We start from the raw sequence: 16,708 nt of genomic DNA on the forward strand, positions 1-16,708 counted from the left end.
AATTATCTTTGATGTGCGTTGACAATTCTAATTAGAGTGTGTAACATTCTTCACTAATGGGGAGGGAACTATGACAGAAAGAATTGAACGGCCAATTAAGAATTTAGAGAATGAAAAAATTTTGACTGATTGGTATGAGAGCGCAGGTTACAAGGTCACAGCTAAAACCAAGCAGATAGCAGCAAAGAACGGTAATTCTATATCGCTAAGATATTTAGTGATTGATTAAGTAGCATTTTTACTTTGGTTCATAACGAATTGGAAGCACTGATTTAGTTTTGATGGTTCAGTGCTTTTTTTGCGGATTATGGCGAAAAAGGTACTAATAGTTAATTTTTCATTCAAACAGTTGGCTGGCTTGGTGAAGCGAAACCTTTGCTAGTAAAGACATAATTGGCTATTATGGTTGTTGTAGCAAAAATATGAATGAGATTGGGGAAAGATATGAGTCTTATTTGGGATATGATAGCAATTATTTCAGCGATTAGCTTCGTAATATTTGGCATTTTTTGGTTTGCTTCAGTTATGCGTAGAAATCGGCCTGTTAAAGTTTATGTGATTGCTACTTTAATTAGTGCGGTGATTTTTGCCAGCATGTTTATTTGGTTTCACGCTTTTGGTAGCTAAATTAACACGCTGAGTAAATAAGTGTTTTTGTTGAGTTCCTTAAGTGACAGATTGTTCTTTATAAATTTGCCTTCCTAGTCTACTAATTTTGAAGTGGGTTGGGCATACAACGCTTATCTATGGAAGAATATAATTTTTATGAATCAAGTTGTTATGTATACTTATTTTTCCTTAAGTTAATAATATAAGCCCTACTAGGTTGGTACGTTTCTCTCTAGTAGGGTTTTAAATTTCTTAAATAAGTTTTTTGAATGTGCAGAAGCTAATAACTATAATCCTGATAAGCGTTCTAGGGAGTAAGTTCTAAAATAACTTAGTTATAAAGAAAACCTGATAAATTTAATGGTAAATTACATTATACAAGCTCAAACATATAGATGATGAAAAATTAAAATCAAAAAGTTGGATTGAATAGCTAAAATACTGACGCATAGTCAGTAAGTAAATTAGGGCATTTTTTTATTTTTTGATACAATAATTTTAAAGATTACGCTTTTAAGAGCTAGTTTCAAAAACTCAAAGGTAGTGAATTAGGGTGTTTACCAAGTTGAGCGATGAAATTATTCAAAAGGGAGGAAGAAGCATAATGCCAGAGTTACCTGAAGTGGAAACGGTCCGACGTGGACTAGAACAATTAGTTGTTGGTAAAACAATTATTGGAACAGAAGTTCGTTGGGAGAAAACAATTAGCGGCATGGCGCCAGAGTTATTTAATCAAGCATTAGCTGGTAAACGAATTTTGAATATCAAGCGGCGAGGGAAATACTTGATTTTTAATTTTACTGGTGAGCTATCTATGGTTTCTCATTTAAGGATGGAGGGTGCCTACTATACAGTGCCCGAAGGCACACAGCCTGGTAAACATGACTTAGTTACTTTTCATTTGGATGATGGCACTGATTTATTTTATCGTGATACCCGTAAGTTTGGGCGAATGGTCTTAATTGATAGTGATAAGGTAATGACTGTAGGTGGGTTAGCAACAATAGGCCCTGAGCCCACTGAGCAGACACTGACATTGGACTATATGATTGATGAATTTAAACATAGTAAAACACGGCTAAAGCCCTTTTTATTAGATCAAAAGCATATTGCTGGCTTAGGGAATATTTATGTTGATGAGACTTTATGGCAGAGTAAATTACACCCAAAGACACCAGCAAATCTAGTGAGTGTCACAGAGCTCGCTGAACTACGAAAAAATATTATTAACGAGTTAGCACGAGCAACTGAGCATCATGGTACAACCATTCATTCGTTTACAAATGCTTTTGGAGGAGCTGGTGGCTTTCAAAATGAGCTTCAAGTTTATGGCCGAGTAGGAGAACCTTGTTTACGTTGCGGGACACCGCTAGAAAAAATTAAAGTTGCGCAAAGAGGGACGACTTTTTGTCCGGTTTGCCAAGTAGAAAGGTCTAAAGATGATTAAAGTTGGGCTAACTGGTGGAATTGCCTCTGGCAAATCCTTAGTGGCTAGTTATCTAGCCCAAAAGGGGCTACCAATTATTGATGCAGATCTTATTGCACGTGAAATTATCAAGCCGGGTATGCCAGCTCTATTAGCAATTAAAGAAGTTTTTGGTCATTCTGTTTTTAATGCGGATGGAACATTAAACCGCAAGGCCTTGGGAGAATTTGTTTTTTCTAATGCTCAGGCTTTAGCAGATTTAAACGCGATTACCCACCCTTATATTTATAGTGAGATTAACCGCCAACTTTTACAATATCAAGAAGCTGGTAATCAGTTGGTGATTTTAGACATTCCTTTATTATACGAAAGTGGTAATTTAGCACAGGCCCAGCCAGTAATTGTTGTAACAGTTTCAGCAGAAATACAGTTAGAGCGTTTAATGCAGAGGAACAATCTAACAAGAGTTGCTGCGCAACAAAGGATTAAGGCGCAAATGCCTTTGGCTGAGAAAGTTGCGAAGGCTGATTTTGTGGTGGACAACAGCGGTAGTATGGATGAAACATACCGACAAGTTGATCAAATTATTGATGCAATCAAAAGAAATAATTAAAGGAGGCAAGCCGGTATGTTTAATTTGAATCAACGTTTTAGAACTGTGCGAGTAAGAGCAATCACGGCAATTGAACAAGAAGCATTAACTGTATTATATTTACCAATTATTGGTCGAGATGCTTTTTCGATTTACATGGCCTTGTACTATCAATTGCCAAGTTCAAGTCCACAAATACGACATGCAGACTTGTTTGATCAGTTGGCGATTGATCAAGCCAAATTTAAGGCTGCCCGTGAAAAATTAGAGGCTTTAGGTCTTTTACAAACTTATCAACAGGATTTACAAGCCGGTACACAATGGGTATATAAAGTATTTATGCCCGAAGTACCACAAACATTTTTAGCAGAGCCATTATTGGCATCGTTATTAGCTCACTATTTGGGGGATGGTGCATATGCCGAGATTGTGAGTCGATATACAGCTTCAAATGTTGAAATTGCTGGCGAAAATATTACCAAATCCTTCTTTGAAGTGATTGGTACAAATTCCTTCGAGCATATAACGACTAGTATTAGTGAAAATGCATACCAAGAAAAGGCAATTATAAATTTCCATGTTAAAGCTGACCAACAAATCGATTTAACTTTGTTGACAAATTTACTGCAAAATAATGGGGTAACAAAGGCTGATTTGTTAAAGAATACGAATGAATTACAACTATTGAAACAGTTGTATGCTTTATCGGACTTAGAGTTAGCGCGTAACATTCAAAGTACTTTGCAGGCAGATGCTAAAATTAATATAAATGCTTTGCAGAGTAAATTGGCGAACGATTTTAGTCAGACTCAGTTACCTAAAAAAACGGATAGTGTAAAAAAAGTACCAGTTAAACTAGAACAGAAGAATAACCAACCATTAACGGCAGAACAAAGTCTATTAAAAGCAATTAAGGATCTATCTCCACTTCAGTTTTTAGCAAAATTGCGCAAACAAAAGAATGGCTTTGTAACAGATGCTGAACAAAAGACAATCACTAAGTTGGTAAAAGAGCAGTATTTACCAACTGAAGTTTTAAACGTGGCAATTTATCAATTAGCAGCTCGTGAGGATCGGGCTTCTTTGAGTCAGGCTTTATTACAGGCGATTGTAAATGATTGGCGTCAGGTTGGTATAACTGATGCAAAAGCTGCTTTTACTTATTTAAATAAGCGTAATACGCATAAAGGTGCCGACACTCAAAAGAGTAATAGAGGACGTAAAGGATACACAAGTCGGTCAGCTATAGTCAAAGAAACACGTCCAGATTGGGAGAAACAGACAGTTGCCCCAGTAGCATCAAATGAATTAAGTGCAGCACAAAGCGCACTGGCAGCTTTAAATGCAAAGATTAAGGCTGAAAAGGAGCAAAATAATGGCTGATCGAATTTTTTCAGATAAGAGTGTGCAAGGTGGTCAAATGGATTTAGGGCGAGCAATGCGTGAAAAAATGCAAGAACTTAACTTAAATCCTTCTTTAGCAGCAATTAAGCAGATGGTTTTGGCTGATACAACAATTCAAGAATTTATTACAAATAACCAAGTTACACCAACAATTGTCAATCGTGATTTTGCAGTTTTGTATGAATATTTTAATCAACAAAAGCGTGCGCAAAGTGGACAAGCAGTTGTGCATCAAGGGTATCGACCGGTATTAACCTTATCGGCGGACCAAATTGTTATCTTATATCAACCAGATGAACAGACCATAGCTAGCCAAAAACTAAAAGCACAAGGGCAATTAGTTCAGGCCATTGGTATGCCTAAGCTGATTGAACGGGCCCAACTATCTGATTATGATGCAAAAGCCGATGCAGGTCGGCAAGTTGCTTTTACGCAGGTTGTAAGCTTTATTACAGAATACTTAGCAACACCTAAACAATTTCATCGGGGACTTTATGTCCATGGTTCTTATGGGATTGGTAAAACCTATTTAATGGCTGGAATGGCAAATCAATTTGCTTCAGCTGGTGTAGCTGTTACATTGGTGCATTTTCCAACTTTCACTAATGAAATGAAAGGAGCCATTGAAACTAATAAAGTTGCTGAAAAATTAGCTGCCGTTAAGGTTGCCTCAATCTTAGTGTTAGATGATATTGGAGCGGAGTCGATGAGTGCTTGGATTCGGGATGATATTTTGGGGGTAATCTTAGAATATCGAATGCAAAATGAGTTGCCTACGTTCTTTACGTCCAACTTTTCAATGGCACAATTAGAAAAAGAACATCTCTTAACGACACGAGATGGACAAGAGCCAGTTAAAGCTGAACGTTTAATGCAACGCATTAAGTATTTGGCAAAGGAGGTTATGATGTCTGGTTCAAATCGGCGTCTAACAGATTAATGATTAATTTTTTGCGGATATACCGGCTAAAAATAATGCAGTTTACGGTGCTAATATTCTTGGCAGTAGGGAGCTACGTTTTTTTTAACAATAATATGCAAATGTATCAGCAACCAATGGGGGTAGTGACACAGATTGTAAAAGATAGCAAAAGCACCCAAAGTGATCAATTTGATAATCAAGTAACTCAGCATGAGCAGTTTGTACGTGTGCGCATGGCTAATGGTAAAAATATTGGTAGACAGGTTGAGCTAGTGAATACTGCTGATTCAGCACAGGCAATTACGCAAATCTTAAAGGTTAATGACCGTATTTTTTTGCAGAAGGCTGATAATGATGTTTGGCAATTTTCAACAATGAAACGTGATCAATTTTGGGTTCCAATATTGATATTAATCATCGGTAGCTTAGTTTTAATGATGGGTAAAGCTGGTCGATTAACTGCTTTGTCCTTACTAATCAATGTTAGCCTTTTTGTTTTGGTTGTTTATATTGATTTACGGTTGCCTGATGGTAATATTTTTTGGCTTTTTGCCGGTTTTGCGCTGATCACTTCGATTATTACTTTAGGCTTAGTCTTGGGGATTCGAACAAAGTTGATGTGGACGGTTATGCTAACTGTGATTACGACTTCAGCTTTGGCAATGTTCTTAGCAAATTTAGTTTTCAATTTAACTAATAGTAATGGTCTGCACTTAGAGTTAATGGAGTACATTACGCAACTACCAAAACCATTGTTTTATGCAATGACCTTAGTGGGTGTGTTGGGAGCAGTCATGGATGAAGCAACTGATATGATTGCTACACTCTTTGCGTTGATGCAAGAGAATCCTGAAATTTCTTTATCAGCTTTGGTTAAGGCCGGGCGACGAGTTGGTCAGGAAATTTTTGGAGCTCTAACAAATGTACTTTTTTTAATTTTTATTGCTGAAGAAATTCCAATGGCAATTTTGTATCTACATAACGGTAATACCTGGTCTTTTACCTATATGCAGAATATGTCTTTGGGAATGATTCAAACTTTAATCTCGGCAATTGCCATTGTATTAACAGTACCAGTAGGGATTGGCTGGGTCGCTTTATTAAAGTACCTTGGCCAACGAAAGGGGGCTTAGCATGACCGTCACAGTTTTGTTGAGTATTATCCTTTTTAGCTTAATGTTTTTAGTTGGTGGATTTAAAGGTATTGGTGCCTTTATTTCGCTCTGGTTAAATTTTGCAATCTTAGTTGTAATGATTACAGCAATTTCATTTGGCTTTAATGCAACCTGGATTTTAATTATCGGTGGGGGTATTGTGTTATTGATTACAATTTTGAGTACTGGAGCAAGTGAGCAAGTGACGGCAAACGCTCTGTTAGTTGCAATTGTAATTATGCTTATATTGGCGGTTCTGATTTTTCCACTTGAACATTTGGCAATGGCTCAAGGCTTTGCTGAACAAAATTCAGATTCTTTGGAAGGCCTCTCATTAGGAATTAATATTAGCTTTGTGACTATTGGGGTAGTTGCCGCACTATTGGCAACACTTGGTGCAATTGCTGAGGCAGCAGTTGCTATTGCTACGGCAATTGAGGAAGTACGTGAGAGTCAGCCAGATATGAATTTTCAAAAATTTGTCTTAGCCTCTACGCGGGTTGGTCAGCAGATCGTTGGTACTGCGGTAAATACTGTCTTGTTTGGTTTTATGGCTGATTTTTTAAGTTTAGCGATTTGGTTTGCGAAATTAAATTATAGTTTAGCAACAATTATTAATTCAAAGCTTTTTGTTTCAGCGATGTTATCCTTGTTATATGCAATTTTGGGGGTTATTTTAGTATTACCTCTGATGATTGGCTTATATCGGTGGCAAGAACACTTGAAAAAAGAGCGTAAAAATTAAGCTATACGGCCTTTATTTTGATACCATATATTAGAAATATATGGTATCATTGGGCGTATTAGCCATAATTTATTGGTATTTTATTAGATTATTAAAGAAAGAGTTGGGTGACCAGATGAGCAATATCCTTGTAGTTGAAGATGAGGTGAATTTGGCGCGCTTCGTGGAATTAGAATTACAGCATGAAGGCTATGAAACGCATGTTGAGGACAATGGGCGCGGTGGCCTACAGGCAGCTTTAGATAATGATTATGATTTAATTTTATTAGATTTAATGCTACCAGAGCTTAGTGGCCTCGAAGTTGCACGGCGTTTACGCGAAGTTAAAAATACACCAATTATTATGATGACCGCACGGGATTCAGTAATTGATCGTGTTTCAGGTTTGGACTATGGTGCAGATGATTATGTAGTTAAACCCTTTGCAATTGAAGAATTATTAGCTCGAGTTCGCGCTTTGTTAAGACGGATTAATATTGAGACTGAAGAGCATAGTACTCATCAGAGTGTGGTTAAGTATCGAGATTTAACCGTTGAAAAAGAAAACCGGATCGTACGGCGGTCAAATGAAATTATTAATCTAACAAAGCGTGAATACGAATTATTGCTTATTTTAATGGAAAATATCAATGTTGTACAAAGTCGTGAAGATCTTTTGAAAAAGGTCTGGGGCTACGATTCACAAATTGAAACCAATGTTGTTGATGTTTATATTCGTTATTTACGTAATAAAATTGATTTAGCCGACTCACATGCATCATATATTCAGACCGTGCGCGGCACTGGATATGTAATGCGGCAGTAAGGAGTTCCCCCAATGGCCGAAGAAACCATTGTTAAAAATACACCACAGCGTAGGATGTCGCTGCGCTGGAAATGGGCGCTCGGTTCAGCTGTTGGTGTTTTTTTAATATTTATGTTATTTGCGTTATTTTTGAATATTGCTTTTTCAAATGAGCTTGTACATAATGAAAAGCTACAGATGCAGCACTCAGCATTAGTAATCAAGCAACGGCTTGGTAATTTAGATAAGGGTGGATTAGATCAGCAATCAATCGACCATTTATTAAGCACAAAGGGCACTGATTTTAGTGAGATTACTGATGACCCCATTGCCATGAACGTTTCCAAACCAGGCTATCAAATTGCTTTATTCAAAGTAAACGGGCAGCAAGTTTATCCAAAACAAGCAACCGACCTTCGTGTTAAGCCGGGTGAGAAGCATGATTTTTATTTTGAACACAAAGTTTTAAATTTAAAGGGAAATTTGTTCTGGCAAGAGGCACTTTATAACAATGCCGGGCAAAAATTAGGCTATATTGTAACTCAAAATAATTTAGCAGTTGTCCATAAAATCTTCCAACGGATTTATTTAATTAGTGGCCTATTAATCGCAATTGGCCTAATGTTAATTGCGCTCTTTGGATACTGGTGGTCCGGGCTGCTCCTACAGCCAGTCGCCGACATTCAAAAGGTTGTTGACCATCTAAAAGAGGATCCACAGGCACCAGACAGGGTTATTATTCAATCGCGCTTTCATGATGAGTTAAGTTCATTAGCAGAATTAGTAAATGATATGTTGAACCGCATGCAACGCTTTATATTGCAACAACATCAATTTGTTGAGGATGTTTCGCATGAATTGCGAACACCAGTGGCAATTGTAAAAGGGCATATGGAATTGTTAAACCGTTGGGGTAAAGATGATCCGGCAATTTTGGCTGAGTCGATTACTGCTTCTTTAACAGAGATGCGGCGGATGGAAGGGTTAGTCCAAGAGATGCTTGATTTGACACGTGCAGATCAGGTCGAATTAACCTTTACTGAAGGGGATACAGATGTTCAAGATGTAATTCATTCAGTTTATAATAATTTTAAGATGATTTATCCTGAATTTACCTTTGGGTTAGAGGACGATTTAGAAGGACCCACGATTGTTAATATGTCGCGCGATCATTTGGAACAAATCTTAATTATATTGTCTGACAATGCTGTTAAATATAGTCGTAAACGCCAAGAGGTTCACTTTGCAGCCTCCTCAACAGGACCAGTCGTGATGCTAGCAGTGCAAGACTTCGGTGAAGGCATCAAACCACAGGACGCTGAACGAGTCTTTGACCGCTTTTATCGCGTTGATAAGGCTCGCTCACGTAAACAAGGAGGAAACGGTCTAGGCCTTAGTATTGCCCAGAAACTAATCGAAGGTTACGGCGGACATATTGAGCTAGAATCAGTCTTAGGGCAAGGATCGATTTTTAGAATTACCTTGCCAATTAAAGCTAAAAATAAATAGAGTCTAACCTTGGTCGCTTAAATTTATCTAGCAGCCAAGGCTTTTCTTTTAAAATAATGGGGTAGCAAAATGATTATTAAACATGCAATTTTACATATTTTAGATAAGGACGCTGGCCATTTAGTAACATCGCAAGGTGAACTAAATTTGACGCAAAGTGGTGTTCATGAATATTTGGAAAAATTATTGGAAAAATTAAATCAAGGTGATGTGAAAAGTGGCCAATTACAAGCAGATGATTTCTTATCTGCCTATGTTGATAACAATAATACGCAGACTTTTGCCGAAAAAACCGGACAGCTAGCCGAAAAATTGTTTGAAACCATTGCAGCAGCAGAAGAAGTTCCCGCCGGTGATATGCTAAGCTTGGAATATTCAGAAGGGCAAGATGATTTTTTTGCATTATTGAAACTAAATTTCGCACCCCGGTATGCTCATAACGTTGAGTATGAAGATGATATGATGGTAAACAAACTAGTTTTGAATCAAGCGGTTCTACCAGCTGCTAGTCAACGACCTGATGAAGGCATCGTAGTAAACTTAATGACAGGTGACTATGTATTGATTGAGAAGAATTATTTGATTGACGGGCATCGAGTAAACAATTTTTCAAAACGCTTCTTAGAGTTAGAACCAGCCAACTCAAATAAGGTACAACTAACAGAGTTAAAGAAAGTAATTAAAACCGTAGCTGATAAGTATGATTTACCTTTACACGAGGCTTATGCAAATACGCAAGAAGGCGTCTTTGAGCAAATTTCAGAGGGTGAAACGATCAATATTAAAGAAATCAGTCATAAAGTCTTTAAGGAAAATATAGCCGCACAGACCGATTTTCAACAAGTCGCTAATGATAAGGAGCTGGATCAAGAGATTATTTTAGCCAATCCAATGAAATATGAGAAAAAATTTGCAATTCAGCGTTTTAAATTAGATTCTGGTATTGAAATTTCAATTCCAACAAATATTTTTCATGATAAAAGAAAAGTCGAAATTATAAATAATCCGGATGGTTCTTTATCATTACTAGTAAAAGATATTGAAAGTATAATGAATACCTTCAATGGGTAGGCATTAACAGTTGAATTTAAATTAATCATTTTTGATATGAATTAATTTAGTAATTGAAAAGAAATACTGGATAATTATAAAAAAACATAGGTTTTTCAGATTGAATTCTAATAAATTTGCAATTTTTTTGTTAAAGGGGTAAAGTAATATAAATTGTTTTTGGTGAATTTTTTTCATAGTTTAAGTTTTAGGAGAATTGTTTCGTATGGATAAGAAACGAATCGGTCAAGGCGCCTTAATAATGATGATTTTTACATCAGTATTCGGATTTGCCAATGGGCCAGTTGCCTTTACCCAAATGGGTTATGCTTCAATTATTTGGTATTTGATTGGTGGGGCTTTGTTCTTCCTACCAACATCATTGATGTATGCTGAGTTTGGAGCTGCATTGAAGGAATCTGAGGGTGGAATCTATTCTTGGATGGAAGCTGGTATTGGTGCACGCTGGGCCTTTGTCGCTACCTTTATTGTTATTGCATCTTGGATTATCTGGATGATTAACGTTTCGCAAAAAGTTTGGATTACAATCTCAACTTTACTTTTTGGTTCTGACACAACAGAGACCTGGTCATTGTTTGGTATGAATGGTTTGCAAACCGTTGGTGTATTAGCAGTTATTTTCGTAGTTATTGTTGCAATTTTGGTTAATCGTGGTGTTCAATCTGTTGCTAAGATTTCATCAGTTGGTGGATTGTTCGTTATGGCCTTGAACCTTATCTTGTTGTTTGCTTCAATCGTTATCTTAATTGGACATCATGGAGTGTTCCAAGAGCCACTTAAGGTTAGCTCGTTTGTACAATCATCAAATCCCTCATTCCATAAGCTAAGTCAAGCAATTCAATTTGCTCTTTATGGTATTTTCGCATACGCCGGTTTGGAACAAATGGGTGGTGTGATGAAGGATGTCGATAAGGCTGAAAAGACTTATCCTAAGGCCGTTTTGATTTCAACCGTTTTGATTGGTGTTGGTTATTCACTATCAATCTTCTTGTGGGGTGCATCTTCTAATTGGTCAGCTTTGTTCCACAATAAAGCTGTCAACCTTGGAAACATCACTTATGTCATGATGAGCAATCTAGGATATCAATTGGGTAATGCCCTAGGTATGGGTCATGGCGGTGAAGTATTGCTTGGACAAATCTTCACCCGTTTCGCTGGTTTGTCAATGTTCATGGCTTATACAGGTGCCTTCTTCGTGCTATCATACGCACCATTGAAGTCATTTATCATGGGTTCTCCAAAGGAAGTATGGCCAGAGCGGATGCGTCGTTTGAACTCACATGGTGTACCTTCATTCACCATCTGGGGACAAGCAATCATCGTTGCAATTTTGATTCTAGCAATTGCCTTTGGTGGTAATGGTGCAACGCAACTTTATCAAGTATTGACGAATATGAGTAACGTTTCTTCAACCTTGCCATATGTCTTCCTAATTTTCGCTTTCCCCATGTTTAAGCGTCTAAATAATGTTGACCGTCCTTTTGTTTTCTACAAGAGTAAGGCAGCAACTTGGATTGTGACACTACTTGTTGAAGCTTTGGTTATTGTTTCAATCGTCTTGACGATTGTGGCTCCATTCCAGATTAAAGATTACTTTGATGGAATTTGGACCGCTGCTGGACCAATTGTCTTTGGAGCAGTCGCCTTAATCATGTTTGAAATTGGTGAGCGTCGAGCAGGACACAAGCTATAAAGCATAGTTAATAAAGGAATATATTTAAGAAGAAACTCAATGTGTGGTTTATCTTGAATGCCTATAAACGTCTATTCACAGCAATGCGAATAGACGTTTTTTTAGCTATAATTACATTGAGGTATATTTACCCTAGTAGATATAAGGGACCGGTTATTTTTGAATGAATGACAAAACTAAACTAAATTCATAATGTGGTTATTCAGTTAAATAGATGTGCTATAAAAGTATAAGCATACTAGCTAGTAAGAATAATGTGTAATTTGCTGTAAAAAAAGCATCTGTTAGTGTTAAAATCTAACAGATGCTTTTTACCAAAGTAATTATACAAATAATTGATAAATTTTTAATAGTAAGTTTGTATCGTACATAACAAAAATTCCAATGCCAATATAGATTACTCGTGTTAGTGGTTCACCATACCTATCAAAGATTGACTTGATAATCTTAGTTCTGCCAGTATAAAAAGCAAGTATATTAGTTAATAAGGCTAGTACTAGGAAGTATAGACCGCCCAAGAGTGACTCGGTTAAATTAAGGGTGGCAAGCACTGGAATATATAAAGCCAAATTATCTGCGCCACAAGAAATAAGGTATATAAAGAAAACGACAAAGATTGTTTTATGTGGATTATTGTTCTCAGCAACGGTTTCTTCCTCACCGGGTTTAATACCAAACCAGATGGGGACTAAACCTAAGATTCCAATTGTCCAAGTTGGAATGAATGCTTGGATCGTTTGACCAGCAATGGTGCTTAAGATGTATAATAAAACAACACCAGCTGCATACCCCCAAAAAGTATCTTTAAATCTATATTTTTGTAATAAAAATATCAGTATTAAGAAGAAATCTAAGTTGGCACCAATAAATAATGTTGTTAGTAATGTTATGTTCATTATTTGACCTCTAAACGCATTCTATTTTGGTTATATAATAACATGGTTATATGTTTAAATACAGAACAAGGTAAGTAAAAATGGATAAAAACGAAAAACTTGTCATTAATAAAGCTGAAAACGTCTTAAAAGTTTTAAGTAGTTCGACACGGATGAATATATTACTTTTATTAGAACAAAAGCCGATGACAGTAAATGAATTAGTTGAGCAATTAAAAATATCGCAACCAGCCGTATCTAAGCAGTTGCGATTATTAAGGGAGTATCAAATTGTTTCCTTTAATAAGCAAGGCAAGGAAAGTTTATATGGTCTTGAGGACTTACATATCTTAAACGTAATTAATTCTACAATGGAGCATGCTAAGCATGTCTTAGCTAAAGAAGATTGTAATTTAGCTGCAAAATAGGGAAATACATTTAATAAATTTTATGAAAATAAAAAAGGTGGTCTGTTTCTAAATTTGAAGCAGATCACTATTTTTTAAAGCGGGTGTTATTAGCCTGTGAATAAGTAGGCAATAGCGTTGAAATAGCTTAGAAAGCATATAAAACAAGTATCTAATTAATTCTTTACCCGCTTATTAGCCTTAAGCAAGAAGGCAAAGAATATACCGACTACACCGATTATCGTTGAGATAAGTAAGGCAGCATGTGCACCATTTAACATTGCAACCTTCATACCATGAATGAAAGCCTCGGGATGAACTTTTAGTAGGTTCTCGCTAGGAGCGGTTGAAGATGAAACATTCTGCATTACAGAAACAAGTGCAGCAGTTCCAATTGCGGCGCCTACTTGGCGTACCACATTGTTGCCAGCGCTTCCATGACTAATTAAGTCTGGTGTTAGTGAGTGCATGCCGACAGTTCCGGCTGGCATCATCGCAAATGTTAAGCCAACATTACGTAGGGCATATATGCTAATAACTGCCCAGATTGGTGTGTTAAGGTTGATAGTTAATAGAATTAAGGTACTTAGCGTCATAACGGAAATTCCGACGATAATGCTTAAGCGACCTAGATTTTTTTGGACTAATTTACCGGATAGTGGTGCCAAAATGAACATGACAATTGCACCAGGTAAGAGGGTTAGACCTGATTCTAAAGCGGTAAGACCACGGACATTTTGCAAATATAGAGGTAAAATAAATTCAACGGACACCATACTGATTTGTGCGACAGCACCAATGATGGCCGCAACAGTAAAGTTACGATTAGCAAAAATTTTTAGGTTTAGCATTGGGTTACTGATTGTTAATTGGCGCCAGATAAAGATGCCAAGAATTACGATACCCAAAATTAAGGTTGATAAGACTTTAAAGCTTGACCAACCATTGTCAGCAACAAGGGAAGCGCTATAAAGGATGCCACCAAAGCCAAGAGTAGAGGTAATTACTGAAAGAACATCCAACTTGGTATCCTTATGAGGAATAACATCAAACATGTACATTGCTGCCAAGATTATATCAATTACTAATAGTGGAATGATAAGACCAAAGATTGCCTTCCAACTCAATGAATCGACAATGTATCCGCCCAAAGTAGGGCCGATTGAGGGGGCGATTCCAAAGACCATACCCAATAATGTGGTAGGGGTTCCACGGTTCTCTTTTGGATAAACTGAAAATAAGATTGCCATTGTAAGCCCAGAAATTATTCCGGCCCCAGTTGCTTGAATCAAGCGACCGATTAGTAAAAATGTAAAGTCATTTGCTAGATATGCAACCACTGTACCAATTAAAAAGATGGTCAATGAAACAATCACTAATTTTTTAGTATTGAAACGGTTAGCAAACCAAGCGGAAATAGGGATTAAAATGCCACCGATTAATGAATAGCCGGTTGATAGCCATTGAACATTTGATAGACTAATTTTTAAATCACTGATAATCGTTGGTTGAGCTACAGATAGAATCGTTTGATTCAACATAGCGATAAAAGCACTGATAATTACAACCGTTACTAATAAGCCACGGTTATAATCTTTGTTTAAATTTTTCATTTTTGAATTCTCCTTTTATCAAGTTCGGCGCCGAATTTGATAAATAGAATTATAGGTGTTAGTTTCTATATGTCAACATATTAGATGACTTATTTGAAAAAGGAGCCGTTGGTTATTATGGATGAAGCAAGTCAAATAGCAAGGTTGTTACGCAGTGTATTAATGAAGCAGCGTCAGCAATATGATCAGCTATCACAAGAATATGATATTTCTAGGACACAGGCTAGGACGCTCTCTTATGTTGCTAAGAATCCAGGTTTGAATCAAAAGCAAATTGCCGAATATCTTAGCGTTAGAGGGTCAAGCACATCTGATTTACTTAAAGACCTTGAAGCCGATGATTATATTGAGCGCTATGCTAGCAGGGGAACTAAAGATCGATCAAAAAAGATCTATGTTACTGCAAAAGGTCTAAAATTAATCGAGCGCCTAGACAAACTATTTATTGATATTGATGGAAAGCTAATTGCGGGTATTTCCAAAGAAGACACGGTAAATTTGAAGCGGATATTATCAATGATGGATAATTTTTTAGAGAGTAATTTAACGAATTAATGTTTGGTCGTGGTGGATTAAATTTACTTTTAGTGTATAGTAATTAGGCTTGTAGCTGATTTTGCGACTGATATTTTATGTCGCATTTATATGGATGCTTTTCAAAGTACTGCAAGGTGATAACTATACGATGTGAATACTTTTTACCAGAGCTAATCGGTTAATTAACAGCAAGACTTGCTTAATCTACAGGTATTCTTCGTTGATAGAGTTCAAACAATATAGTAAGTTTTTTTATGCGTAAGTTAGGGTAATAGCTAATAAAAGTTTGGGTATTTTCAAGCCTTTAGACTAGCGATATGTTATAATTTATTCTATCGATTTAATAAAGTAAATGATTTGAAGGAAGTTAAAGAATGAAGATTAAAGGGATAACCCCAATATTACTTGTTGTGTTAGTTGTTCTGTTGATTACAGGTAAAATTGGTTTTTTGCAAGGACCACTGACCACTTTTATGGAATATGTTGATCATTCAATTGGTGGGGTTAATGCTATCGGTTGGTCTATCGTTATTTTGACAATCGTAGTACGGACGATTATGCTACCATTAATGGTGCATCAACAAAGACTAGCAACGATTCAGCAAGAAAAGATGCGGATGCTACAACCACAGTTGTCAAAAGTACAGGCAGCACAAAAGGCTGCAACAACACCTGCGGATCAGCAAAAAGCTAGTGCAGCTATGATGTCAATTTATCGTGAGAATAACGTTTCACTGCTTGGTGGTATGAATTTTGCGGCTTTAGTTATTCAATGGCCAATCTTTTTCGGTTTGTATCGAGCAATTCAACATGCCCACGGAGTTGGTAATGCGGCCTTCTTTGGTATTACATTAGGCGAGAAGAGTATTACTCTGGCAATTGCTACAGCTGTCGTCTATGCACTGCAATCATGGCTATCAATGATTGGCGTACCCAAGGAACAAAAGAAGCAAATGGCAACAATGATGTATATCATGCCAGTTATGATGTTCTTTATGACTTATATCACTAATGCCGGTATTGCTTTGTACTTCTTTGTTGGAGCTATCATGGTGGTTTTACAAACGTTGATCATCGTAATTTGGCGACCACGCTTACGGCGTAATGTTGAAAGTAGCTTTGTGGTTAAAGATGTCGCTGATGATGCCTTAGCCGGACGACTAAAGTCTGATGCACCCCAAGGTGCTTTCGCACGTGCAATGCAACAAGCCCAGCAAGCAGCTTCGCAAAATGAGCAGACGCAGGAGCCAAAAGACATTGAGGCAACTGAACATGAAACAACGGATCAAAAGGTAGCTAACCGGGAACGTAATGCCGGTAAACAACAAAGAGATTCAGAATAAATAAAAAATAGGTTACCTCAGATG

The 16,708-nt window shown here is 36.9% G+C and carries 17 protein-coding genes; 15 read left to right on the plus strand and 2 right to left on the minus strand.

Going from position 1 to position 16,708, the window contains the following annotated elements:
• The first annotated feature begins 70 nt into the window (after window positions 1–70).
• The 12 genes from TT13_RS11225 (at window position 71) to yjeM (ending at window position 11,909) form a co-directional block, all read left to right on the plus strand.
• Window positions 71–229, plus strand: coding sequence for a hypothetical protein (locus TT13_RS11225; protein WP_190279603.1), 159 nt, complete (start codon window positions 71–73; stop codon window positions 227–229).
• Between the two features lie 215 nt (window positions 230–444).
• The gene (locus TT13_RS02275) at window positions 445–627 is read left to right on the plus strand and encodes a hypothetical protein (RefSeq protein WP_027698480.1); all 183 of its coding nucleotides are present in this window, start codon (window positions 445–447) and stop codon (window positions 625–627) included.
• Between the two features lie 586 nt (window positions 628–1,213).
• A complete protein-coding gene (gene mutM / locus TT13_RS02280) occupies window positions 1,214–2,056 on the plus strand; it encodes a DNA-formamidopyrimidine glycosylase (RefSeq protein ID WP_027698481.1) in 843 nt (280 codons plus the stop codon).
• Window positions 2,049–2,648: a dephospho-CoA kinase gene (gene coaE / locus TT13_RS02285; protein ID WP_027698482.1), complete on the plus strand. Its 600-nt coding sequence runs from the start codon at window positions 2,049–2,051 to the stop codon at window positions 2,646–2,648. The genes mutM and coaE overlap by 8 nt, the downstream gene beginning before the upstream one ends.
• 15 nt (window positions 2,649–2,663) lie before the next feature.
• Window positions 2,664–4,010: a DnaD domain protein gene (locus TT13_RS02290; RefSeq protein ID WP_027698483.1), complete on the plus strand. Its 1,347-nt coding sequence runs from the start codon at window positions 2,664–2,666 to the stop codon at window positions 4,008–4,010.
• Entirely contained in the window at window positions 4,003–4,971 is a 969-nt protein-coding gene (gene dnaI, locus TT13_RS02295; protein WP_052348511.1) for a primosomal protein DnaI, read from the plus strand. The genes TT13_RS02290 and dnaI overlap by 8 nt, the downstream gene beginning before the upstream one ends.
• Before the next feature lie 95 nt (window positions 4,972–5,066).
• The gene (locus TT13_RS02300; RefSeq protein WP_242868506.1) at window positions 5,067–6,086 is read left to right on the plus strand and encodes a YibE/F family protein; all 1,020 of its coding nucleotides are present in this window, start codon (window positions 5,067–5,069) and stop codon (window positions 6,084–6,086) included.
• Window position 6,087: 1 nt separating this feature from the next.
• Complete coding sequence (locus tag TT13_RS02305; protein ID WP_027698486.1) at window positions 6,088–6,852, plus strand: YibE/F family protein; 765 nt, start codon at window positions 6,088–6,090, stop codon at window positions 6,850–6,852.
• A gap of 115 nt (window positions 6,853–6,967) precedes the next feature.
• The gene (locus TT13_RS02310; RefSeq protein WP_027698487.1) at window positions 6,968–7,657 is read left to right on the plus strand and encodes a response regulator transcription factor; all 690 of its coding nucleotides are present in this window, start codon (window positions 6,968–6,970) and stop codon (window positions 7,655–7,657) included.
• Window positions 7,658–7,669: 12 nt separating this feature from the next.
• On the plus strand, window positions 7,670–9,145 hold the full coding sequence (locus TT13_RS02315; protein WP_027698488.1) for a HAMP domain-containing sensor histidine kinase: 1,476 nt from the start codon (window positions 7,670–7,672) through the stop codon (window positions 9,143–9,145).
• Window positions 9,146–9,214: 69 nt separating this feature from the next.
• A complete protein-coding gene (locus TT13_RS02320) occupies window positions 9,215–10,216 on the plus strand; it encodes a nucleoid-associated protein (protein WP_027698489.1) in 1,002 nt (333 codons plus the stop codon).
• A gap of 205 nt (window positions 10,217–10,421) precedes the next feature.
• A complete protein-coding gene (yjeM, locus tag TT13_RS02325; RefSeq protein WP_027698490.1) occupies window positions 10,422–11,909 on the plus strand; it encodes a glutamate/gamma-aminobutyrate family transporter YjeM in 1,488 nt (495 codons plus the stop codon).
• A gap of 323 nt (window positions 11,910–12,232) precedes the next feature.
• Here yjeM and TT13_RS02330 read toward each other — a convergent pair whose 3' ends face one another.
• Complete coding sequence (locus TT13_RS02330) at window positions 12,233–12,805, minus strand: cadmium resistance transporter (RefSeq protein ID WP_242868507.1); 573 nt, start codon at window positions 12,803–12,805, stop codon at window positions 12,233–12,235.
• A gap of 80 nt (window positions 12,806–12,885) precedes the next feature.
• On the opposite strand from TT13_RS02330, the gene TT13_RS02335 reads away from it, so the two are divergent.
• On the plus strand, window positions 12,886–13,212 hold the full coding sequence (locus tag TT13_RS02335) for an ArsR/SmtB family transcription factor (protein WP_027698492.1): 327 nt from the start codon (window positions 12,886–12,888) through the stop codon (window positions 13,210–13,212).
• A 155-nt stretch (window positions 13,213–13,367) separates the two neighbouring features.
• On the opposite strand, the gene TT13_RS02340 is transcribed toward TT13_RS02335, so the two are convergent.
• Entirely contained in the window at window positions 13,368–14,804 is a 1,437-nt protein-coding gene (locus TT13_RS02340; protein WP_027698493.1) for an MDR family MFS transporter, read from the minus strand.
• Between the two features lie 117 nt (window positions 14,805–14,921).
• Between TT13_RS02340 and TT13_RS02345 the strand changes: the two genes are divergently transcribed.
• The gene (locus tag TT13_RS02345; RefSeq protein ID WP_027698494.1) at window positions 14,922–15,359 is read left to right on the plus strand and encodes a MarR family winged helix-turn-helix transcriptional regulator; all 438 of its coding nucleotides are present in this window, start codon (window positions 14,922–14,924) and stop codon (window positions 15,357–15,359) included.
• Window positions 15,360–15,715: 356 nt separating this feature from the next.
• The gene (gene yidC, locus TT13_RS02350; RefSeq protein ID WP_027698495.1) at window positions 15,716–16,684 is read left to right on the plus strand and encodes a membrane protein insertase YidC; all 969 of its coding nucleotides are present in this window, start codon (window positions 15,716–15,718) and stop codon (window positions 16,682–16,684) included.
• Window positions 16,685–16,708: the final 24 nt, after the last annotated feature.

Origin of the sequence: Weissella oryzae SG25 (assembly GCF_000691805.2) — a bacterium.
GTDB classification, from domain to species: Bacteria; Bacillota; Bacilli; order Lactobacillales; family Lactobacillaceae; genus Weissella; species Weissella oryzae.

Coding starts and splice junctions, on each gene's coding strand:
- TT13_RS11225 (WP_190279603.1), top strand. CDS start 71: ATGACAGAAAGAATTGAACGGCCAATTAAGAATTTAGAGAATGAAAAA.
- TT13_RS02275 (WP_027698480.1), top strand. CDS start 445: ATGAGTCTTATTTGGGATATGATAGCAATTATTTCAGCGATTAGCTTC.
- mutM (WP_027698481.1), top strand. CDS start 1,214: ATGCCAGAGTTACCTGAAGTGGAAACGGTCCGACGTGGACTAGAACAA.
- coaE (WP_027698482.1), top strand. CDS start 2,049: ATGATTAAAGTTGGGCTAACTGGTGGAATTGCCTCTGGCAAATCCTTA.
- TT13_RS02290 (WP_027698483.1), top strand. CDS start 2,664: ATGTTTAATTTGAATCAACGTTTTAGAACTGTGCGAGTAAGAGCAATC.
- dnaI (WP_052348511.1), top strand. CDS start 4,003: ATGGCTGATCGAATTTTTTCAGATAAGAGTGTGCAAGGTGGTCAAATG.
- TT13_RS02300 (WP_242868506.1), top strand. CDS start 5,067: ATGCAAATGTATCAGCAACCAATGGGGGTAGTGACACAGATTGTAAAA.
- TT13_RS02305 (WP_027698486.1), top strand. CDS start 6,088: ATGACCGTCACAGTTTTGTTGAGTATTATCCTTTTTAGCTTAATGTTT.
- TT13_RS02310 (WP_027698487.1), top strand. CDS start 6,968: ATGAGCAATATCCTTGTAGTTGAAGATGAGGTGAATTTGGCGCGCTTC.
- TT13_RS02315 (WP_027698488.1), top strand. CDS start 7,670: ATGGCCGAAGAAACCATTGTTAAAAATACACCACAGCGTAGGATGTCG.
- TT13_RS02320 (WP_027698489.1), top strand. CDS start 9,215: ATGATTATTAAACATGCAATTTTACATATTTTAGATAAGGACGCTGGC.
- yjeM (WP_027698490.1), top strand. CDS start 10,422: ATGGATAAGAAACGAATCGGTCAAGGCGCCTTAATAATGATGATTTTT.
- TT13_RS02330 (WP_242868507.1), bottom strand. CDS start 12,805: ATGAACATAACATTACTAACAACATTATTTATTGGTGCCAACTTAGAT.
- TT13_RS02335 (WP_027698492.1), top strand. CDS start 12,886: ATGGATAAAAACGAAAAACTTGTCATTAATAAAGCTGAAAACGTCTTA.
- TT13_RS02340 (WP_027698493.1), bottom strand. CDS start 14,804: ATGAAAAATTTAAACAAAGATTATAACCGTGGCTTATTAGTAACGGTT.
- TT13_RS02345 (WP_027698494.1), top strand. CDS start 14,922: ATGGATGAAGCAAGTCAAATAGCAAGGTTGTTACGCAGTGTATTAATG.
- yidC (WP_027698495.1), top strand. CDS start 15,716: ATGAAGATTAAAGGGATAACCCCAATATTACTTGTTGTGTTAGTTGTT.